At 60.9% G+C, this 19707-nt stretch carries 19 protein-coding genes and 1 riboswitch; of the genes, 5 read left to right on the top strand and 14 right to left on the bottom strand.

Annotated features, from left to right (window positions below; translation table 11 throughout):
- Window positions 1–5: 5 nt before the first annotated feature.
- From ACYZT3_RS19875 to cobO, 6 genes are read right to left on the bottom strand one after another with little or no spacing between them, the layout of a single operon-like run.
- On the bottom strand, window positions 6–1478 hold the full coding sequence (locus tag ACYZT3_RS19875) for a cobyric acid synthase (RefSeq protein WP_462030546.1): 1473 nt from the start codon (window positions 1476–1478) through the stop codon (window positions 6–8).
- Window positions 1475–2467 (bottom strand): threonine-phosphate decarboxylase CobD, encoded by a 993-nt coding sequence (cobD, locus tag ACYZT3_RS19880; protein ID WP_462030547.1) that lies wholly within the window; start codon window positions 2465–2467, stop codon window positions 1475–1477. Before cobD ends, ACYZT3_RS19875 begins: the two co-directional genes overlap by 4 nt.
- Window positions 2460–3368, bottom strand: a complete 909-nt coding sequence (gene cbiB, locus ACYZT3_RS19885) for an adenosylcobinamide-phosphate synthase CbiB (RefSeq protein ID WP_462030548.1) — start codon at window positions 3366–3368, stop codon at window positions 2460–2462. The genes cobD and cbiB overlap by 8 nt, the downstream gene beginning before the upstream one ends.
- Window positions 3365–4015, bottom strand: a complete 651-nt coding sequence (gene bluB, locus ACYZT3_RS19890) for a 5,6-dimethylbenzimidazole synthase (protein WP_462030549.1) — start codon at window positions 4013–4015, stop codon at window positions 3365–3367. The genes cbiB and bluB overlap by 4 nt, the downstream gene beginning before the upstream one ends.
- Window positions 4012–5349, bottom strand: a complete 1338-nt coding sequence (locus tag ACYZT3_RS19895; RefSeq protein ID WP_462030550.1) for a cobyrinate a,c-diamide synthase — start codon at window positions 5347–5349, stop codon at window positions 4012–4014. The genes bluB and ACYZT3_RS19895 overlap by 4 nt, the downstream gene beginning before the upstream one ends.
- Window positions 5350–5359: 10 nt before the next feature.
- The gene (gene cobO / locus ACYZT3_RS19900) at window positions 5360–5971 is read right to left on the bottom strand and encodes a cob(I)yrinic acid a,c-diamide adenosyltransferase (RefSeq protein ID WP_462030551.1); all 612 of its coding nucleotides are present in this window, start codon (window positions 5969–5971) and stop codon (window positions 5360–5362) included.
- An 81-nt stretch (window positions 5972–6052) separates the two neighbouring features.
- Window positions 6053–6287: riboswitch (cobalamin riboswitch) on the bottom strand.
- Between the two features lie 154 nt (window positions 6288–6441).
- Here cobO and ACYZT3_RS19905 point away from each other — a divergent pair.
- Window positions 6442–7026: a hypothetical protein gene (locus ACYZT3_RS19905; protein ID WP_282377575.1), complete on the top strand. Its 585-nt coding sequence runs from the start codon at window positions 6442–6444 to the stop codon at window positions 7024–7026.
- Between the two features lie 68 nt (window positions 7027–7094).
- The gene (locus tag ACYZT3_RS19910; protein ID WP_282377574.1) at window positions 7095–8408 is read left to right on the top strand and encodes a PQQ-dependent sugar dehydrogenase; all 1314 of its coding nucleotides are present in this window, start codon (window positions 7095–7097) and stop codon (window positions 8406–8408) included.
- A gap of 4 nt (window positions 8409–8412) precedes the next feature.
- Here ACYZT3_RS19910 and ACYZT3_RS19915 read toward each other — a convergent pair whose 3' ends face one another.
- The 6 genes from ACYZT3_RS19915 to ACYZT3_RS19940 form a co-directional block, all read right to left on the bottom strand.
- The gene (locus ACYZT3_RS19915) at window positions 8413–9066 is read right to left on the bottom strand and encodes an O-methyltransferase (protein WP_282377573.1); all 654 of its coding nucleotides are present in this window, start codon (window positions 9064–9066) and stop codon (window positions 8413–8415) included.
- Window positions 9067–9081: 15 nt separating this feature from the next.
- Window positions 9082–9618, bottom strand: a complete 537-nt coding sequence (locus ACYZT3_RS19920; RefSeq protein WP_282377572.1) for a C40 family peptidase — start codon at window positions 9616–9618, stop codon at window positions 9082–9084.
- A gap of 165 nt (window positions 9619–9783) precedes the next feature.
- Window positions 9784–10434 carry a C40 family peptidase gene (locus ACYZT3_RS19925; protein ID WP_462030552.1) on the bottom strand — a complete coding sequence of 217 codons (651 nt, stop codon included), beginning with the start codon at window positions 10432–10434 and terminating at the stop codon, window positions 9784–9786.
- A gap of 211 nt (window positions 10435–10645) precedes the next feature.
- Window positions 10646–11350: a DnaA regulatory inactivator Hda gene (gene hda, locus ACYZT3_RS19930; protein ID WP_008148645.1), complete on the bottom strand. Its 705-nt coding sequence runs from the start codon at window positions 11348–11350 to the stop codon at window positions 10646–10648.
- Between the two features lie 474 nt (window positions 11351–11824).
- Window positions 11825–12898 (bottom strand): AI-2E family transporter, encoded by a 1074-nt coding sequence (locus ACYZT3_RS19935; RefSeq protein ID WP_282377570.1) that lies wholly within the window; start codon window positions 12896–12898, stop codon window positions 11825–11827.
- A 39-nt stretch (window positions 12899–12937) separates the two neighbouring features.
- The gene (locus tag ACYZT3_RS19940) at window positions 12938–13996 is read right to left on the bottom strand and encodes a DUF2066 domain-containing protein (protein ID WP_282377569.1); all 1059 of its coding nucleotides are present in this window, start codon (window positions 13994–13996) and stop codon (window positions 12938–12940) included.
- 382 nt (window positions 13997–14378) lie between these two features.
- Here ACYZT3_RS19940 and purM point away from each other — a divergent pair, with 382 nt between their 5' ends.
- Genes purM through ACYZT3_RS19955 form a run of 3 tightly spaced genes read left to right on the top strand, consistent with a single transcriptional unit; the run spans window position 14379 to window position 16821 of the window.
- Window positions 14379–15437 carry a phosphoribosylformylglycinamidine cyclo-ligase gene (gene purM / locus ACYZT3_RS19945; RefSeq protein WP_462030553.1) on the top strand — a complete coding sequence of 353 codons (1059 nt, stop codon included), beginning with the start codon at window positions 14379–14381 and terminating at the stop codon, window positions 15435–15437.
- An 11-nt stretch (window positions 15438–15448) separates the two neighbouring features.
- Window positions 15449–16099: a phosphoribosylglycinamide formyltransferase gene (gene purN, locus ACYZT3_RS19950; RefSeq protein WP_462030554.1), complete on the top strand. Its 651-nt coding sequence runs from the start codon at window positions 15449–15451 to the stop codon at window positions 16097–16099.
- 8 nt (window positions 16100–16107) lie between these two features.
- Window positions 16108–16821, top strand: coding sequence for a DUF3108 domain-containing protein (locus ACYZT3_RS19955; protein ID WP_282377566.1), 714 nt, complete (start codon window positions 16108–16110; stop codon window positions 16819–16821).
- 64 nt (window positions 16822–16885) lie between these two features.
- On the opposite strand, the gene ACYZT3_RS19960 is transcribed toward ACYZT3_RS19955, so the two are convergent.
- Both ACYZT3_RS19960 and ACYZT3_RS19965 read right to left on the bottom strand, forming a co-directional pair.
- The gene (locus tag ACYZT3_RS19960; RefSeq protein ID WP_282377565.1) at window positions 16886–18064 is read right to left on the bottom strand and encodes a cystathionine gamma-synthase; all 1179 of its coding nucleotides are present in this window, start codon (window positions 18062–18064) and stop codon (window positions 16886–16888) included.
- On the bottom strand, window positions 18061–19437 hold the full coding sequence (locus tag ACYZT3_RS19965; protein WP_282377564.1) for a cystathionine beta-synthase: 1377 nt from the start codon (window positions 19435–19437) through the stop codon (window positions 18061–18063). Before ACYZT3_RS19965 ends, ACYZT3_RS19960 begins: the two co-directional genes overlap by 4 nt.
- Window positions 19438–19707: the final 270 nt, after the last annotated feature.

The raw sequence follows: 19707 nt of genomic DNA on the forward strand, positions 1-19707 counted from the left end.
CTTCTTTAAAACCCACAGAGCTCACGCAACAACCCGGTATCCAGATGCTTCTCCACCAGATCCGCCAGCCGCTCGATATCGCGCTCACGCAACGCGTGATAATCCACGTCCTGCACCGCCTGCAAACCTGCCCAGCGCAACAGCGCACTGCACGCTGCAGGCGATTCAAACAGCCCATGCAGATAGGTGCCGAAAATCTGCCCGTCCTCGCTTTGCGCACCGTCGCAGCGACCGTCGTCCAGTTGCACCGCGGCGTTTTCCAACGCCGGCCCGGTGGTCACGCCGGCATGAATTTCATAGCCGCTGACCGGCGCGTCTTCCAGCACCAGACGCCCGCGCACATTGCGCAGTTGCTTCTCTTCTTCTAGCTGGGTTTCGAACGCCAGCAAACCCAGACCGGCGCTGGAACCCGGTGCGCCTTCGAGGCCCAGCGGATCGTGTACCTGTTCACCGAGCATTTGCAGACCACCGCAAATGCCCAGCACTTTGCCGCCATAACGCAGATGACGACTGATCGCCGTGTCCCAGCCATTGGCCCGCAGATACGCGAGGTCGCTGCGCACGCTTTTAGAGCCAGGGAGAATCATCAGGTCGGCCGGTGGAATCGCCTGGCCGGGGCCGATGAATTGCAGATCCACCTGCGGGTGCAAGCGCAGCGGATCAAAGTCGGTGTGGTTGCTGATGCGCGGCAGTACCGGCACCAGCACTTTCAGCACCTGGTCGGCCTTGTCGGTCTGGCGCTGGTCGATGCCGTCCTCGGCTTCCAGGTGCAGGTCCATCACGTAAGGCAGAACGCCGATCACCGGTTTGCCGGTGCGCGCTTCCAGCCAGTCGAGACCCGGTTGCAGCAACGCAATGTCGCCGCGAAAACGGTTGATGATGAAACCTTTGACCCGCGCCTGCTCGCTGGGCGACAACAGTTCCAGGGTGCCCACCAGATGGGCGAAAACCCCGCCGCGATTGATGTCGGCGATCAGCACCACCGGGCAATCCACCGCCTCGGCAAAGCCCATGTTGGCGATGTCGCCCGCGCGCAGATTGATCTCGGCCGGCGAGCCCGCGCCTTCGACCATGACCACCGGATACGCCGCGCTCAGCCGTTCATGGGAGGCCAGCACCGCTTGCATGGCGATGGTTTTGTAGTCGTGATAGGCAACGGCGTTCATTGTCGTGACCGCACGACCATGGATGATCACTTGGGCGCCGGTATCGCTGTTGGGTTTGAGCAGCACCGGATTCATGTCGGTGTGCGGCTCAAGGTTGGCCGCCTGAGCCTGCACCGCTTGCGCGCGACCGATCTCGCCACCGTCGGCGGTCACGGCACTGTTGAGCGCCATGTTCTGCGGTTTGAACGGCACCACGCTCACGCCCTGACGCGTGACCCAGCGGCACAACGCCGTCACCAGCGTGCTTTTACCGGCGTCGGACGTGGTGCCTTGCACCATTAATGTGGCGCCTTGCACCTTCAACGTAGTCATTGGGTTTCCCTAGCGTAGGCTTCGAACGCTTGAGCGAGACGTGTCCAGTCGGTTTCATCGGCGGGCAGGCCGAAACGCAGGCTGCTGTTGTGCGTGAACAACCGCAACAGAATGCCGCGCCGAGCCATGAACTCATACAGGGCTTCGGCGCATTCGGTGATCAGCCATTGAAACAAGGCGCAGCCGCCCTGGGGTTTGAAGCCGTGGTGTTCAAGCAGCAGCGCCAGACGTTCACTGGCTTCATCAGCGCGAACCCGTTGCCGGGCATGCCCTTCGGTATCCAGCAGACAGGCTTGACCCAGCACCCGCGTCGGCCCGCTGACCGCCCACGGTCCCACTTGCTCGGCCAGCAATTTGAGCAACTTGCGCTCCGCCAGCACGAAACCCAGGCGCACACCGGCCAGACCGAAAAACTTGCCGAAGGAACGCAACACGATCAACCCGACCTGATGGGCAAAAGGTGCCAGGCTCAGCGGCGGCGTGTTGTCCATGAACGCCTCGTCCACCACCAGCCAGCCACCGCGCTGGGCCAGCCGCGAGTGCCAGTCCAGCAGCCGACTCGGTGTCAGGCTCAGGCCCGTAGGATTGTTCGGATTGACCACCACCAGCACGTCGAGGCTGTCGAGGTAGAAGTCGACTTCCTGCTCCAGCACTTCACGCACGATGTAGCCATTGCGTCGCCACGCTTCGGCGTGTTCGGCGTAACACGGCGAGAGCACGCCGACCTTGCCCGCTCGGCGCAAACGCGGCAGCAACTGGATCGCCATTTGCGAACCGGCCACGGGTAACACCTGAGCGGCACCGTAATAATCACAGGCCGCCTGCTCCAGACCGCCATCGGTTTCCGGCAAACGCGCCCAGGCCCGCAACGGGATCTCCGGCACCGGAAACGGCCAGGGTGCGAGGCCGCTGGACAGGTCGAGCCAATCGGCTTCGGCGATGCCGTAGTCGAGCGCCGCCTTGCGTAACCGACCACCGTGCTCAAGCATAGAATTCAGCCCCCACGCAGAGGATCAGCAACCATAACCATACCCCGCGCTGGACCAATTGCCAGCCACGGTCGATGGAGTCGGCGTCCGCCGGCACGCCTTCGCCCAGTTGTGGACGCTGATGCAATTCACCGTGATAAATCGCCGCCCCGCCCAACTCGACGCCGAGCGCACCGGCACCCGCCGCCATCACTGGGCCGGCATTCGGGCTGTCCCAGGTCGGGCCTTGGGTACGCCAGCATCTCAACGCCAGTCGAGTTTTGCCCAGCAACGCGTAGGTCAATGCCACCAGACGCGCGGGAATGTAGTTGAGGACGTCGTCGATCTTTGCCGCGGCCCAGCCGAAACGTTCGAAGCGTTCGTTGCGGTAACCCCACATCGCATCCAGCGTGTTGCTCAAACGGTAGAGCACCACACCGGGCGCACCCGCCACGGCAAACCAGAACAACGCGGCAAACACCGCGTCACTGCCGTTCTCCAGCACCGATTCGGTGGCGGCCCGGGCGACTTCGGTTTTATCCAGTTCGGTGGTCTGGCGACTGACCAGATAACCCACGCGTTTGCGCGCCTCGTCCAGATCATCGCTGCGCAGGGCTTTGGCCACCGGTTCGACGTGTTCACCGAGGCTGCGCAGGCCGAGGGCGCAATAGAGCGCGAGAATTTCGACGATCCAGCCGACATAGGGCGCCCAGGAAAACGCCGTGGCCAGCAACGTCAGCGGCAACACCGCGATCACCCATGCGGTGACGCCATGACTGCGCCAGCCGCGACCGCCGGAGTTGAAACGTTGCTCGATGCGATCGGCAAAACGGCCGAACGCCACCAGCGGATGCCAGCGTTTGGGTTCACCCAGCAGCGCATCCAGCGCAACCGCGGCGACACTCAACAACGCCACACTCATTGACTTACTCCCCAATAGTTTTCGTACAGCAGCTCACTGAGCGGACGCCCCTGCGCCCAGCCTTCGAGTACCAGCATCGGCGCCGGATAAAATTCCTTGACCGGGCCGAGACAAAGAACAGCCAACGGCTTGGCTCCGGCGGGCAAACCCAGCAGGTCCGCCAGGGCTTGCGGCTCGAACAGCGACACCCAGCCCATGCCCAGCCCTTCGGCGCGGGAGGCCAGCCAGAGGTTCTGGATCGCGCAGGACAACGAGGCCATGTCCATTTCCGGCAAGGTGCGACGGCCGAAGATATGGCGCTCGCGATCGTCCATCAGCGCGGCGACCAGCACCTCGGCGCAGTCGTTGATGCCTTCGACTTTCAGCTTCATGAATTCGTCGGTGCGCTCGCCGAGGGCTTCGGCGGTGCGGATGCGTTCTTCTTCCACCAGTAACTGAATCTTGCCGCGCAGGGCTCGATCGCTGATGCGGATGAACCGCCAGGGCTGCATCAGGCCGACACTCGGTGCCTGATGCGCCGCTTCGAGCAGGCGCCGCAGTAATTGCGGCTCGACGGTGCCGCCGCTGAAATGGCGCATGTCGCGGCGTTCGCCGATGGCTCGGTAGACCGCCGCGCGTTCGGCTTCGGAGAAGGCGTTGTCGGTCATGGCCTCTTCGCGAGCAAGCCCGCTCCCACAGGGTTCTGGTCAGGCGCAAATAGCGCGGCAACCGCCGATGGATTGGACGGGAAATAGAAGTGCACATAAGAGGCGGTCATCCGCCCCTGACGATAAACCGCCTCCGCCCCGCGCCCGCCGTTAGGGCTCAAGCCCCGGGCAATCGGCTCCAACTCGGTGCTGGTCAACGAGTGGTGATAGGTGTGGCCGCGTAATAAGCCTTCGGGCAACTCGACCGCCTGCAACGCCAACGCAGCCAGACGCTTTTGCATCACCGCGTCCCCTGCCAGCAGGCCGACTAATTCCGCGCGAGTGCCCTCGACATCGGTCAACGAATCAAGCAAATAAAGCATGCCGCCACATTCGGCCAACAACGGTTTACCCGCCGCATGGTGAGCTCGGATTGCGCTCAGCATTGTGGTGTTCTGTGACAGCGCCACATGGTGCAATTCGGGATAACCGCCAGGCAGATAGAGGCTGTCCGCTTCCGGCAATTGCGCGTCACGGATCGGCGAGAAAAACAGCAATTGAGCGCCCATGGCGCGCAGCAGATCCAGGCTTGCGCCGTAGGTGAAGGCAAACGCTTCGTCACGGGCCACGGCAATTCGCAAACCCGTCAGCAACGGCTCGGCTTCGAGCACATCCGGGGCGGCGAATTCGACGGCCGGTGGCAGCTCGACCTCACAGCTGCTGGCCAACGCATCGGCGGCCGCATCGAGGCGCAGATCGAGATCGTTCAACTCACTGGCCTGAACCAGACCCAAATGACGACTCGGCAATTCGATCCCGGTTTCCCGGGACAAGGCGCCGTACCAGCGCAAACCTTCAGTGAGGCTGCCTTCCAGTAATTGCGCGTGACGCAGGGTGCCGACGCGGTTGGCCAGCACACCGGCAAACGGTAAATCCGGCTGATAGCGCGCCAACCCCAACGCCAGTGCGCCGAAGGTCTGGGCCATGGCGGTGCCGTCGATCACACCCAGCACCGGCACACCGAAATGCCGCGCCAGATCAGCGCTGGACGGCGTACCGTCAAATAGCCCCATGACGCCTTCGATGAGGATCAGATCGGCTTCGCCGGCGGCTTCCCACAACAGACGACGACTTTCCTGCTCGCCGACCATCCACATGTCCAGTTGATACACCGGCGCACCGCTGGCGCGCTCGAGAATCATCGGGTCGAGAAAGTCCGGGCCGCACTTGAACACGCGAACCTTGCGCCCCTGATTGCGATGCAAACGGGCCAGCGCGGCGGTGACGGTGGTCTTGCCCTGACCGGAGGCCGGCGCGGCGATCAGCACCGCCGGGCAGTGACGACTGATTTTCATAAAGTAGTATTCACAGCTCGACGCCTTTTTGCGCTTTGATCCCGGCCTGGAACGCATGTTTGATCACGCCCATTTCGGTGACCGTGTCGGCCAGTTCGATCATCTCCGGCTTGGCGCCGCGACCGGTAACCACCACATGTTGCATCGGCGGACGCGCCTGCAAATCGCTGAGCACCTGATCGAGATCCAGATAACCGTGCTTGAGCGCAATGTTCAACTCATCCAGCAGCACCAGGCCAATCGACGGATCACGCAGCAGTTCACGGGACACCGCCCATGCAGCTTCCGCGGCGGCGATGTCACGCTGGCGATCCTGGGTTTCCCAGGTGAAGCCCTCGCCCATCACATGAAAACGCACCTGTTCCGGGAAGCGCCGGAAGAACAGTTCTTCGCCGGTGCTGTTACGCCCCTTGATGAACTGCACCACGCCACACTGCATGCCGTGGCCCATGGAACGGGCGAGCATGCCGAAGGCCGAACTGCTTTTGCCTTTGCCGTTGCCGGTCAGCACCAGCAGCAGGCCGCATTCATTCGGGGAGTTGGCGATGCGTTCGTCGATCACGGCTTTTTTGCGCAGCATACGCGCCAGATGACGTTCGTCACGATCGGGGGTATCAGTCATGGGGGAGCTCTCCGTTGAGGCTGGATAACGGCGGGCAGGCACAAGAATAGACGGCAAAAAGCCTGGCATCGCCCACCGTGATGCCGCTGGATGGATCAGGCCGGTCTCCGGGCTCATGAGCGGCGATTCGCCTGACTGCGCGCCTTCCCATGTCGACAGTCGACACAGTGGCTCAAGGCGCAGCCTTCACTTATTTACCGTTGCGGGGGCAGCGCCGGGATCGTGATCATTCTTCACTTGAAGAGATTCACTCACCGGCTTCCCTGTTTCACTCTGTCGACCGCAGTCACAGAGCACCTGAAACAAGCCGCGAAGGTTAGAGGGTTGGGGATGGAGCGTCAATTGAAGACGGGTGGCCTGCGAGCGAATAACTGCCGTCGATCAATTATCTGACGCCAATCTTGTGCCACACTTCCAGCAGTGATATCAAAGAGCCACACTCTCACAACACAATAACAAAGGTGAGCCACATGCAAGGCATGATCATCAGCAATCCGAAGCTGGAATTCCTGCGCCCGGTGCTGGAACGCTGGTTTGACTGTATCGACCGCTACAACGCCGTGCGCGGCGATAACGACACGCCTTACTGGTTCGACGAAAAAGCCAACCTGAGCCTGCTGTCCGCCGCTGCGTGGATGGCGGAAATGGTGACGCTGCAGCAAACACCGACCCGTAAACAGACCGAAGAAGGCGAACGCAATGGCCGCGCCGATCTGTTTATCGCGACCCGCGAAGAACGCGCTTACCTTCAGGCGACCCAGCGCTGGCCACGCGTGAACAGCCTGAACCTGACTCAAGCATTGCAGGACATCACCAGCGACGCCAAGCGCATCAGCTACGCCAGCGACCTGAAACTCGGCTGCCTGTTCGTTGCGCCACAAAAGGCCCAACAAAGCGCTACCCCGGAAGAACTCCAGGACATGGTCGACGACCTGCAAAAGGAACACACCTGCGCGGTGGCCTGGTATTTCCCCTACGCCTATCGCAAGTTGCGCAACGAAACCGGCAACTATCACCCCGGCATTGCCGTGCTGCTCAAGGAAGCCCGCGGCTGAACGGTTGAACCATCGCGCACCTGCGCTTCTCTATTGATTAGGTCAATGCATTCATAGGGAAGATCAGCATGCGCAAGCCTCAGCTCGCTCTCGTCATCGTGCTCGCCGGAGGGCTTGCCGCCTGTGGTGAAACCTCCAGGCTGCAAATCTCCGACGGCACCGGCCCCTCGCCCAAGCTGCCAGAACCAAACAAAACCCTGATCCCGACGGTGAACATCGCCCCGGCGATCGGCTGGCCGGTCGGCGCGAAACCCATCGCCGCGACAGGAACTCAAGTGGCAGCCTTTGCTGAAGGTCTCGATCACCCGCGCTGGCTCTACGTGTTGCCCAACGGCGACGTGCTGGTCGCCGAAACCAATGCACCGCCCAAACCCGATGACGGCAAAGGCATTCGTGGCTGGGTCATGGGCAAAGTCATGGGCCGTGCGGGCGCCAAAGTACCGAGCCCGAACCGCATCACGCTGCTGCGGGACAAGGATCACGACGGCATTGCCGAAACCCGCACTGTGTTTTTGGAAAAGCTCAACTCGCCCTTCGGCATGACCCTGGTCGGCAATGACCTGTACGTCGCCGATACGGACCGCTTGCTGCGCTTCCACTATGAAAACGGCGAGACGGCGATCAAGTCACAGCCGATGAAGGTGATCGACCTGCCAGGCGGTACGCTCAATCACCACTGGACCAAAAACGTCATCGCCAGCAAGGACGGCAGCAAGTTGTACGTCACGGTGGGCTCCAACAGCAACGTCGCCGAAAACGGCATGGACAAGGAAGAAGGTCGCGCGGCGATCTGGGAAGTGGATCGCACCACCGGCAACCATCGGATCTTCGCCTCGGGAATTCGTAATCCAAACGGCCTGGCCTGGGAACCTCGGAGCGGCGCACTGTGGACGGCGGTCAACGAGCGCGACGAAATCGGCAGCGACCTGGTGCCGGACTACATCACTTCAGTGAAAGACGGCGGGTTCTACGGCTGGCCTTACAGTTATTACGGCCAGCACGTCGACATTCGCGTCGAGCCGCAAAACCCCGACCTCGTGGCCAAGGCCATTGCTCCGGACTACGCGGTCGGCCCGCATACCGCATCGCTGGGCCTGACGTTCGCTGAAGGCAACACGCTGCCGGCGCAATTCAAGGAAGGCGCATTCGTCGGCCAGCATGGCTCGTGGAATCGTAAACCGCACAGTGGCTACAAAGTGATTTTCGTACCGTTCAGCGCAGGGAAACCGGTCGGGCAGCCGGTTGATGTGCTCACCGGCTTCCTCAATGACGAGGAAAAAGCCATGGGCCGTCCGGTAGGCGTGGTGATTGATCAGCAGGGTGATTTGTTGGTGGCGGATGACGTGGGGAACAAGGTGTGGCGCGTGTCGGCGGCCAAGTAAGCGCTTAGCGCTTGCGGCACAGGGTCAATCCATCGCCCAACGGCAACAATGACAGATCCACACGCGAGTCATCTTTCAAGGCGCGATTGAGTGCCTGGATGGCTCGGGTGTCTTCGCTCTCGGGATTGTCCTCAAGCACCCGTCCGCTCCACAGCGTGTTATCAAACACCGCCAGACCGCCAACACGCAGCAGACGCAGGGCGTGCTCCAGATAGCGTGGATAGTTGGCTTTGTCGGCATCAATGAAGATCAGGTCGAACGGCTCTTGTTGATCCAGCTGAGCCAGGGTTTCCAGCGCAGGTGCCAAGCGTAGGTCTATTCGTCCGGTTAACCCCGCCTCCTGCCAGTAACGGCGTGCGGTGGCATTGTAGTCGCCAGGAATGTCGCAGCAGATCAGCGAGCCGTCATCCGGTAATGCAGCCGCCATGCACAAGGCGCTGTAACCGGTGAAGGTGCCGACCTCCAGCAGACGCTTGGCGCCGGTGAGTTTCACCAGTAGCGCAAGAAACTGACCCTGCTCCGGCGCCACTTGCCAGCGCGCCATGGACAGCGCCTGGGTTTCGTCACGCAGACGCTTGAGCAGCGCCGTTTCGCGCAGGGAAACATCGAGCAGGTATCGATACAGGGAATCGTCGAGATTGAGTGTGCGAGCGGTCATGACAACCTCTGCCATTTAGGGGTTGCGTGCCAAGTGCTCCGGTTGCAAGACGCGCTTGGCACTCAGATAGGCTTTCTGCCAGTAAGCTTTGGACAAGCTGTCGAGCTTCACCGTGCCGCCGGTGGCGGGCGCATGGACGAAGCGACCTTCGCCGACGTAGATCCCGGCGTGGCTGACCTGGGAGCCGCCATTGGTGGCGAAGAAGATCAGGTCACCAGTTTGCAGACCTTCCTTGCCCACACTGGCCGCCTGCATGCTGATCATCTCGCGGGTGGTACGCGGCAGGGAAATGCCGGCGACGTCATGGTAGACGTAACCGATCAGCCCGCTGCAATCGAAACCCGAAGCCGGCGTGTTGCCACCCCAACGGTACGGGGTGCCCACCAGGCCGAGCGCGCGGAACAACACGTCTTCTGCCTCAGGGGAGAATGCTTGGGAGGAACCGAAAACAATGGGCGCGCGAACCACCGGCGCAGGAGGCGGTGTACGGCTGGCGCAGGCGCTGAGCAGCGCTGCGAAGAACATGATTGCGAGGCGGGCCGACGTCGACATAGGCAGAACATCCTGATCTGGCTGCGGCTTTTTCTGCCGGGAGGACAGAAAAGAAAACCGCCTGCGCAGGACGCAGGCGGTTTGCCATCAATAATAGATCAGGATTCTAGCGGCTACGCGGCAAACTTCAAGTAAGACTTTAAGTTCACCTTACAAAAAGTCCGCTTACTTGCGAGCCGTGACGATACTCGGGGCTGCAGTTGGCGCCATCGCCAGTGCGCGCTTGGCTTCGATGAAGGTCTTGCTCCAGTAGCTGTCGCCCAGGCTATCGATCCGGACACCACCGCTGCGACGGCTGCTGGAATGGATGAACTGGTTGTCACCCAGGTAGATCCCGGCGTGACTGACGCGGCCGCGACGGCCATTGGTGGCGAAAAACAGCAAGTCGCCAGGCTTCAGTTTGCTGCGCGAAACCAACGGAGCGTCCACGTTGATCATTTCGCGAGTGGAGCGTGGCAAGTTCAGGCCGGCTTCTTCACGAAACAGGTAACCGATGAAGCCACTGCAATCAAAGCCGGCTTCGGAGGTGCCGCCGAAACGGTAACGGGTACCGATCAGGGACATGCCGCGTTCGAGGATGCTGTCGGCCAGAACCGGAAGCTGGTACGACTTGCCGCCGGCGAAGTCTGCCAATTCTTTTTCGGTGGCCGCCTCTTCCTGTTCAAGCGCTTGCTGATAAAGAACGGAAGATTGGGCAGAAACAGAATTTTTAGCCTGCTGTTGCTGCGCTTGCTGGGACACTGGAGAGTGAGCAGCGCAACCGAACAACAGGGTGACGAGTGCGAGGGGCACGAGGGGTGCAAAGCGATTTAGCATGGGCACGACCGTGTCTGATTCTAAAGAAGGCGAGACTATGCCCACTATCAATCTCATTTGCAAATTCAATCGATCTTGATGTGACTTATCGGTTTCTCGTTTACATCTAAGCGCTTAAGCCCGTTTTAGACGTTCGCGCAGCCTGCAACCCTGTAGGAATGCGGAATTCTTGACGCCTGAAATATGCCGCAACCCGCGACAGGCTTGGGTTTTACCAGCCTAACGTTTCTTTCAGAAAGGGGATCGTCAGCTTGCGCTGAGCTTGAAGGGAGGCCTGATCGAGGCGTTCAAGCAGCTCGAAAAGCGCGCTCATGCTGCGGGTACCGCGGGTCAAAATGAAATGCCCGACTTCATCGGTCAAATGCAGACCGCGACGCGATGCGCGCAGTTGCAAGGCACGCAATTTGTCTTCGTCGGAGAGCGGACGCATCTGAAAGATCAACGCCAACGTCAGACGGGATTTGAGGTCCGCCAGCTTCACCGGCAGTTCGCGCGGGGATGTCGAAGCGGCGATCAGCAGGCGTCGACCGCTGTCACGCAGACGATTGAACAGATGGAACAGCGCCTCCTCCCAATCCGCTCGACCGGCTACCGCCTGCAAATCATCCAGGCAGACCAGCTCGTACTGTTCGAGGTTGTCGAGGATGGCAATGCCACGATCAAGCAGCTCGGCCAACGGCAAATACACCGCCGGCTCCCCCAGTTGTTCGAAGCGCAGGCAGGCCGCCTGCAACAAGTGCGTACGCCCTACCCCGTCCTTGCCCCAGAGATAAATCAGGCTTTCGGTCCAGCCGGCGTCGGCTTCGCATAGCCGCTCGACATAGCCAAGTGCAGCGGCATTGGCGCCTGGATAGTAATTGATAAAGGTAGCGTCATCACGCAGACGCACACCTAGGGGCAGCTGAATCGGTTTCATGCTGACTGAACAGTTCCAAAGGAACCGTTAGTGGCCTCTGTGTAAAGTTTGCGAAGTTTATACCCGTGAAGCTGGCCGCACAATGCGACAGACCACAAGCAAAATCAAAGGTTTGCGTTAACACACTGGTTTTATGACAGTTTCTTTGGCGGCGCATGTGACAGCCGCGCGAGGGATTCGGGTCAACCTGGCGATGAACCAGGCTGGCCGCGACGGGTGATCAGAGCCCCTTAAAGCTTATGCTGTTCATTTAAGGTTGGGGTACATATCCGTTTCTGCGGTCACGGCGGCTTATGGTTCCGCTTTTACAGCGGGTCACTTGAAAAAGCGAAACCAATAGCGGCCATTACCACAGAAACGGATATGCACACGATCAACAAAAGCCAGGTCGGCCGCCTCGCTTTTGCTCTTGATCCACCCCCTCGCTACGCATGTGTGTGCCTGGAAACATCGAGCTTAAGAACAGCATTACCCTTAAAGCTCGGGCTCATCAACACCGCTGTACATACCAGAATCTTTATACAAATCATGCACGTGGCGCACCAACACCATGATCACCGCCGCCACCGGCAGCGCCAGCAGCACACCGGTAAAACCGAACAGCTCACCCCCTGCCAGAATCGCAAAGATCACCGCCACCGGGTGCAGACCAATCCGGTCTCCCACCAGCAATGGCGTCAGCACCATGCCTTCCAACGCCTGCCCGACCATGAACACCGCGACGATACCGATCATGGGATACAGATCCCCACCGAACTGGAACAACCCGGCTATCAAGGCCGCGCCAATTCCGATGACAAACCCCATGTACGGCACGATTGCCGCCAGACCGGCAATCAACCCGATCAACAGCCCCAATTCCAGCCCCACCAGCATCAGGCCCGCCGCGTAGATGACGCCCAACGCCACCATCACCAGCAACTGACCGCGCACGAACGCACCCAGCACTTCATGGCATTCACCCGCCAGGATCACAACGCGCTCTTCGCGATCACGGGGCAGCAGGCTGCGGACCTTGGCCATCATCAGGTCCCAGTCCCGCAGAAGATAGAAGGCCACCACCGGGATCAGCACCAGATTCGCCAGCAAGCCAATCAATACAAGGCCGGAAGCCGTTGCCTGACTCAGCACCACACCGACAATGTCGGTGGTCTGGCCCATGTGCTCGCTGATCGCAGCCTTGAGCTTGTCGAATTTCCAGAAGCCATCCGACAACCCGAACTTCGATTGCGCCCACGGCAGCGCGGTGTTCTGCAACCAATCGAGCATCTGCGGCGCCAGTTCGTACAAGCGAAACAGCTGCTTGGCGAGCATCGGCACCAACACCAGCAGCAACGTCGTGAAGATCAAGGTAATCAGCGCAAACACCGCTACCACGCCCCAGGTGCGAGACAGCCCGGCCTTCTCCAGCCGATCCACCAATGGATCGAACAGATAAGCCAACAGCAGCGCCACCAGGAACGGCGTCAGGATCGGATGCAACAGCCAGACAAACGCGCAGAGCAGGATTATCCCGCCCAACCAGAACCAACGCCGCGTATCGGCCATGTACAACTCCCTATGCATCTATATAAAGAAAGAAAACCGTTACCAACGGAATCGCAACTGCGGCACAGGTGCCGGAGTGGGCGCTACTACTGGCGCCGAACCCTCAGCCGGCTGAACCGGTGCGGCTGGCGCCGGCGCTTCACCGGCCGGAACCTCCTGCAACTTCGCCAGTGACAATTGCGCCTTCAACTGTTCGGCGCTGCCATTGACCCGATAGAGAATCCGGTCGCCGTCGACACTTTGCAGACGCGCACCAAACGGCTCCAGCAAGCGCCCAAGCGCCGCGTAACGCTCCAGATTCATGCCCTGCACTTCGAGCAATTGTTCGCCCGAAGCACCTGGCTTAACCACAAACCGAGGCGCCAGCCGTTGACTGACCGCCAGCATCACCGCATCAGCCACAGCAGCCTGATCCGCGCCCTGAACACTGCCCGCCTCCTTCTTGTCGCCCAGCCACAACTGCCACTTGGCCTGCCACTGGCCGCCCTCTTCACGGGCATGTACCGCGAGCAACGCGTCAGCGTTGTAACGCTCCGATGCCCCGCGCAGTGGCGTCGCGTCCGCACCTTCCAGATTCGGTGCAGTGGCGACAATTTGTTCATTCAGATCGGCCAGCGGCAGGCGCAGCGGCAGACCACGGTGTTGCGCCGCTCGACGCAGCGGTGCAGCGCTGGCCTGGCCATCGCCCACCAGACTCGAACCCTCAGCGGAATCGTTCAACCACCAGCTGAGGATCGATGGCCGGTTCGCCCCCCACAGAGACAGCCCGGCACGGCGCAACGCTTGCTCGGTGCTGGCCGGGTCGAAATCGACCTTCAGCACTTCCGGTGGACCAGCGTCAAAGCCGTACTGACTGATGATCTGCTGCGGGTCCTTGCGCAGTGCCGCCAACCCCGGGCTTTGCGCAGCCTTGGGATCACCGGTCAGACGCAACACCAACGTATCCAACGCTTGCTGGGTCGCCTGATCGCGCACCTCTGGGCTTTGACTACTGACAGGCTGACGCACCTGATACAGATTTTTGACGGTCTCGGCATGACTCGCCAGGCTGACCAAAGACAAACAGCCCGCAAACAAATATTCAGAAAAAAAACGCATGGAGGATTCCTGACGACAAGAGCGGCTGGAACAGGCCGCGTGAACCAGATTGAGCAAGGCTGTGACCACGCCCCCAAGCAAAACATTCACCCGACCCCGGTAAGTTTTTGCACTGTCATAACGATAGACGGTTAATAGCGATACCTTATACAGCCATGAAGGAGGTGACCAACACGGGCAATAGAGGTTTTTTTAAGCCGATATGCCCCTGCCGTCGGCGTGAGGATGGCCGCTGCCCCTCAAGCCTGATAAAATCGCGCGCCTTCGCAGACCGGCAACAGCCGGGCACCCTGAAATTCGCGAATGGCAATCGCATTCGTCAGTTTCGGTGGTCCCACTGGACTCGGTCGTTACCCCTGAATCCCCCCTAAAGGCCTGGATCATGAGCAAGCAACCCTCCCTGAGCTACAAGGACGCCGGTGTAGACATCGACGCCGGTGAAGCATTGGTCGAACGCATCAAGAGCGTCGCCAAGCGTACTGCGCGCCCGGAAGTCATGGGCGGCCTGGGCGGTTTCGGCGCCCTCTGCGAAATCCCGGCCGGCTACAAGCAGCCCGTGCTGGTTTCCGGCACCGACGGCGTCGGCACCAAGCTGCGTCTGGCGCTGAACCTGAACAAGCACGACACCATCGGCATCGACCTGGTTGCCATGTGCGTGAACGACCTGGTGGTCTGCGGCGCCGAGCCGCTGTTCTTCCTCGACTACTACGCTACCGGCAAGCTCAACGTCGAAACCGCGACCCAGGTCGTGACCGGCATTGGCGCTGGCTGCGAACTGTCCGGTTGCTCCCTGGTCGGCGGCGAAACCGCTGAAATGCCGGGCATGTACGAAGGCGAAGACTACGACCTGGCCGGCTTCTGCGTCGGCGTCGTGGAAAAATCCGAAATCATCGACGGTTCGAAAGTCGCTGCCGGCGATGCCCTGCTCGCCCTGCCGTCTTCGGGCCCGCACTCCAACGGCTACTCGCTGATCCGCAAAATCATCGAAGTGTCCGGTGCCGACATCGAAAACATCCAGCTCGACGGCAAGCCACTGACCGATCTGCTGATGGCCCCGACCCGTATCTACGTGAAGCCGCTGCTCAAGCTGATCAAGGAAACCGGCGCCGTCAAAGCCATGGCCCACATCACCGGTGGTGGCCTGCTGGACAACATCCCGCGCGTTCTGCCAAAAGGCGCTCAAGCCGTGGTTGACGTCGCGAGCTGGACCCGTCCTGCCGTGTTCGACTGGCTGCAAGAAAAAGGCAACGTTGACGAAAACGAAATGCACCGCGTGCTGAACTGCGGCGTCGGCATGGTCATCTGCGTCGCTCAAGAGCACGTTGAAACTGCCCTGAACGTCCTGCGTGAAGCCGGCGAGCAGCCTTGGGTCATCGGTCAGATTTCCACCGCTGCCGAAGGCGCGGCTCAGGTTGAACTGAAGAACCTCAAGGCACACTGATGCAAGAGCGGATGTCCCAGACCTGTGATGTGGTGGTGCTGTTGTCCGGCACCGGCAGTAACTTGCAGGCCTTGATCGACAGCACGCGGACCGGTGACAGCCCGGCCCGCATCGCTGCGGTGATTTCCAACCGCGCCGACGCCTACGGCCTGCAACGCGCCAGGGACGCGGGTGTCGACACCCGCACCCTGGATCACAAGGCTTTCGAAGGCCGCGAGGCCTTCGATGCCGCGATGATCGAATTGATCGACGCTTTCAACCCCAAACTCGTGGTATTGGCCGGCTTCATGCGCATTCTCAGCGCTGATTTCGTGCGCCACTACCAAGGTCGCCTGCTCAACATCCATCCCTCGCTGCTACCCAAATACAAAGGGTTACACACTCATCAGCGCGCGCTGGAAGCCGGCGACACGGACCACGGCTGCTCCGTGCACTTCGTCACCGAGGAACTCGATGGCGGACCACTGGTCGTACAGGCAGTAATACCGGTAGAGTTGCACGATTCGCCGCAGAGTCTGGCGCAGCGGGTCCACGCTCAGGAACACCTGATCTACCCGCTGGCCGTACGCTGGTTTGCCGAAGGTCGTTTATCACTCGGCGAGCAAGGTGCTTTACTGGATGGAAAGTTACTCGCGGCCAGCGGCCACTTGATTCGAACCTAGGAGATTTTATGCGTCGCGCCCTGCTCTTCGCTTGCGCTCTGCTCGCACTGCCTTTTGCGCAGGCGGCAGAACTTCAACCTTTCTCCGCCAGCTACACCGCTGACTGGAAGCAGTTGCCCATGAGTGGCACCGCTGAACGCAGCCTGACCAAGCAAGCCAATGGCGCCTGGAAGCTTAGCTTCAAGGCCTCAATGATGATCGCCAGCCTGACCGAAGAAAGCATTCTGACCCTGGACAAGGACACGCTGCTGCCGCAGTCCTACCACTTCGAACGTGGCGGTCTGGGCAAAGCCAAGAAAGCTGACCTGGATTTCGACTGGACCAACAAAATGGTCACCGGCACCGATCGCGGTGATGCGGTCAAGATCCCGCTCAACCGAGGCATGGTCGACAAATCCACTTATCAGTTGGCCCTGCAGCACGACGTGGCCGCCGGCAAGAAAAGCATGAGCTATCAGGTCGTCGACGATGGCGAAGTCGATACCTATGACTTCCGCGTGCTGGGTTCGGAAAAAGTCGACACCAAGGCTGGCCAGATCGAAGCGATCAAAGTCGAGCGCGTGCGCGACCCGACACAAAGCAAGCGCATCACCGTCCTGTGGTTCGCCAAGGACTGGGATTACCTGCTGGTTCGTCTGCAACAGGTTGAAACCGACGGCAAGGAGTACAACATCATGCTCCTGGACGGTACGGTCAACGGCAAGGCTGTCAAAGGCAGCTAATCCGGAGCGACACGAAAATCCGGAATCCGATGAGGATTCCGGATTTTTTTAAGCCCGCTGTCATTCAAATCCGCGCCAGCGCCTGGGCCAAATCGGCGCGCAGGTCTTCGACGTCCTCGACCCCCACTGACAAACGCACCAGCGCATCGCCAATGCCGAGCTGCGCGCGAGTGTCTGCGGGGATGCTGGCGTGGGTCATGATCGCCGGGTGCTCGATCAGGCTTTCCACCCCACCCAGGCTTTCGGCCAGGGCGAAGATCCGTACACTCTCGAGGAAACGCGTGGCGCCCGCCAGGTCGCTGTTCAGATCGAGGGAAATCATCCCGCCGAAACCGCGCATCTGCCGCTGCGCCAGTTCGTGCTGTGGGTGCGACGGCAGGCCCGGATAATAGACGCGCGCCACCTGCGGCTGACGCTCCAGCCATTGCGCCAGATCCAGCGCGTTATTGCAGTGGCGCTCCATGCGCAGCGCCAGGGTCTTCACGCCGCGCAGGGTGAGGAACGCGTCGAACGGCCCGGCGATAGCGCCTACTGAGTTCTGCAGGAAGCCCAGACGCTCCGCCAGGTCTGCGTTTTTGCCGACGACCGCGATACCGCCGATCACATCGGAGTGGCCGTTCAGGTACTTGGTGGTCGAGTGCAGCACGATGTCGAAGCCAAGCTCCAGCGGGCGCTGTATCCAGGGGCTGGCAAACGTGTTGTCGGCCACACAGATGATGCCTCGCTCGCGACAGAGGCGCGCGACAGCGGCGAGGTCCGTCAGGCTCAGCAAGGGATTGCTTGGCGTCTCGACCCAAACCATCTTCGTGTCGGGCTGCAGTGAGGCTTCGAATCCCGCCAGGTCAGTCAGATCGACAAAGCTGAAGCGATGCCCGGCGCTGCGTTTGCGCACCTTGTCGAACAGTCGAAAGGTGCCGCCGTACAAATCATTGCCGGAGACGATGTGCGAGCCCGCGTCGAGCAGCTCGAGCACCGTGGAGATCGCCGCCAGCCCGGAGGCGAACGCGAAGGCCTGGGTGCCGCTTTCGAGGTCCGCGACGCAACGCTCCAGCGCAAAGCGCGTCGGGTTGTGCGAGCGCCCGTAATCGAAGCCCTTGTGCACGCCGGGGCTCTGCTGCAAATAGGTGGAGTTGGCGTAAATCGGCGGCATCAGCGCCCCGGTTGAAGGGTCGGGCGTCTGCCCGGCATGGATCACACGGGTGGCGAAGGCACGTGGCACAGCGGTTTCATCGTATTGACTCATGCAAGGGATCTCCGTAAGTGAATGAGCATGTCGACTCGAGTAATCAAGCCGTGGAAGCCCGAGGCGTCGGCGATGATCGCCACCAGCCCACGGTCGAGCTCCGCCCGCAGCTCAGCCAGACTGGCGCCGGGAGGCAGGGTTTGAAGCTTATCGGTCATCGCGCTGGACACACTCGTGCGAAAGTGCGAGGCATCTTCTTGCATGCCAAGCAGAATATCGGACTCGTCGATCACACCGACCAACCGCTGTCCGCCCTCCAGTACCGGCAGTTGCGAGACATCAGCCAGGCGCATGCGCTGGAAAGCGGTGAGCAGCGTATCGTCCGGGCCTACGCTGATCACCCGGCCATCCTCGAAGCGCCGTGAGATCAGGTCGCGCAGATCACCGTAATGTTTGTACTGCAGCAGGCCCTGATCGTTCATCCACTGGTCGTTGTAGACCTTCGACAAGTAGCGGGTGCCGGTGTCGCAGACGAAGCTGACGACCCGCTTCGGCTCGGTTTGCTCGCGGCAGTAGCGCAATGCTGCCGCCAGTAAAGTGCCGGTCGAGGAACCGCCGAGAATGCCTTCCGCACGCAGCAGTTGGCGGGCATGATCGAAGCTTTCCTCGTCGCTGATCGAATAGGCGTGGCGCACGCTGGACAGGTCGGCAATCGACGGAATGAAGTCCTCGCCGATGCCCTCCACCGCCCACGAACCGGGTGTGCCGAGGGTGCCGCTGCGGCTGTATTCGGCCATCACCGAGCCGACCGGATCGGCGAGCACCATGGCCAGGTTCGGTTGCACGCGGCGAAAGAAGCGGGTCAATCCGGTCAGCGTGCCGGCCGATCCGACGCCGACGACGATGGCGTCCAGATCATGCTGAGTCTGCGCCCAGATCTCCGGCGCAGTGCTGCATTCGTGGGCCAGCGGGTTGGCCGGGTTGTTGAACTGATCGGCGAAGAAGGCATCGGGAATGTCCTGCGCCAGCCGCGCAGCAACGTCCTGGTAATAATCGGGATGCCCCTTGCCGACGTCGGAGCGAGTGATGTGCACCTCGGCGCCCATCGCCTTGAGGTGCAGGACCTTCTCGGTGGACATCTTGTCCGGCACCACCAACACCACCCGGTAACCCTTGGCACGGCCGACCAGCGCCAGGCCGAGGCCGGTGTTGCCGGCGGTGGCCTCGACGATGGTGCCACCGGGTCGCAGGCGGCCATCGCGCTCGGCGGCGTCAATCATCGCCAGGCCGATGCGATCCTTGATCGAACCGCCGGGGTTCTGCGATTCGAGCTTGAGGAACAGCGTGCACGGGCCAGTATCGAAACGGCTGACGCGCACCAGCGGCGTATTGCCAATCAGTTCGAGTACGGCGGGACGGGAGTCAGTGGGCATGTCGCCACCTCGCTACGCAAATTAGCACTGGATGGACAGCAACCGGCGGCGAATGATCGCGCGCCAGTCACAGGCAAAGTCTCGCTTGGACCATAGGCCGGGATGGCGCCACCCGCAACTTGCACAGCCAGCCGGTCGTGTCGCCGAAACGACAAAGCCCACAGCCGCAACCGGGTTCAGTCTGTAAGAAAGTGGAACGTGCATCAGTAGGAATGCTCTATAACTTCAAGGTCTTTTTTGATCGAATGACTTTTCCTGTTGCCTACGAGG

This window comes from Pseudomonas sp. MDT1-16 (assembly GCF_054898115.1).

Bases quoted from the DNA above. Each gene is read 5' to 3' on its own strand.
- ACYZT3_RS19965 (WP_282377564.1), bottom strand. From the start codon at position 19,437: ATGCCCACTGACTCCCGTCCCGCCGTACTCGAACTGATTGGCAATACG.
- purN (WP_462030554.1), top strand. From the start codon at position 15,449: ATGTCCCAGACCTGTGATGTGGTGGTGCTGTTGTCCGGCACCGGCAGT.
- ACYZT3_RS19935 (WP_282377570.1), bottom strand. From the start codon at position 12,898: ATGGCCGATACGCGGCGTTGGTTCTGGTTGGGCGGGATAATCCTGCTC.
- cbiB (WP_462030548.1), bottom strand. From the start codon at position 3,368: ATGAGTGTGGCGTTGTTGAGTGTCGCCGCGGTTGCGCTGGATGCGCTG.
- bluB (WP_462030549.1), bottom strand. From the start codon at position 4,015: ATGACCGACAACGCCTTCTCCGAAGCCGAACGCGCGGCGGTCTACCGA.
- ACYZT3_RS19895 (WP_462030550.1), bottom strand. From the start codon at position 5,349: ATGAAAATCAGTCGTCACTGCCCGGCGGTGCTGATCGCCGCGCCGGCC.
- cobO (WP_462030551.1), bottom strand. From the start codon at position 5,971: ATGACTGATACCCCCGATCGTGACGAACGTCATCTGGCGCGTATGCTG.
- ACYZT3_RS19905 (WP_282377575.1), top strand. From the start codon at position 6,442: ATGCAAGGCATGATCATCAGCAATCCGAAGCTGGAATTCCTGCGCCCG.
- ACYZT3_RS19925 (WP_462030552.1), bottom strand. From the start codon at position 10,434: ATGCTAAATCGCTTTGCACCCCTCGTGCCCCTCGCACTCGTCACCCTG.
- hda (WP_008148645.1), bottom strand. From the start codon at position 11,350: ATGAAACCGATTCAGCTGCCCCTAGGTGTGCGTCTGCGTGATGACGCT.
- cobD (WP_462030547.1), bottom strand. From the start codon at position 2,467: ATGCTTGAGCACGGTGGTCGGTTACGCAAGGCGGCGCTCGACTACGGC.
- purM (WP_462030553.1), top strand. From the start codon at position 14,379: ATGAGCAAGCAACCCTCCCTGAGCTACAAGGACGCCGGTGTAGACATC.
- ACYZT3_RS19915 (WP_282377573.1), bottom strand. From the start codon at position 9,066: ATGACCGCTCGCACACTCAATCTCGACGATTCCCTGTATCGATACCTG.
- ACYZT3_RS19920 (WP_282377572.1), bottom strand. From the start codon at position 9,618: ATGTCGACGTCGGCCCGCCTCGCAATCATGTTCTTCGCAGCGCTGCTC.
- ACYZT3_RS19960 (WP_282377565.1), bottom strand. From the start codon at position 18,064: ATGAGTCAATACGATGAAACCGCTGTGCCACGTGCCTTCGCCACCCGT.
- ACYZT3_RS19910 (WP_282377574.1), top strand. From the start codon at position 7,095: ATGCGCAAGCCTCAGCTCGCTCTCGTCATCGTGCTCGCCGGAGGGCTT.
- ACYZT3_RS19955 (WP_282377566.1), top strand. From the start codon at position 16,108: ATGCGTCGCGCCCTGCTCTTCGCTTGCGCTCTGCTCGCACTGCCTTTT.
- ACYZT3_RS19875 (WP_462030546.1), bottom strand. From the start codon at position 1,478: ATGACTACGTTGAAGGTGCAAGGCGCCACATTAATGGTGCAAGGCACC.
- ACYZT3_RS19940 (WP_282377569.1), bottom strand. From the start codon at position 13,996: ATGCGTTTTTTTTCTGAATATTTGTTTGCGGGCTGTTTGTCTTTGGTC.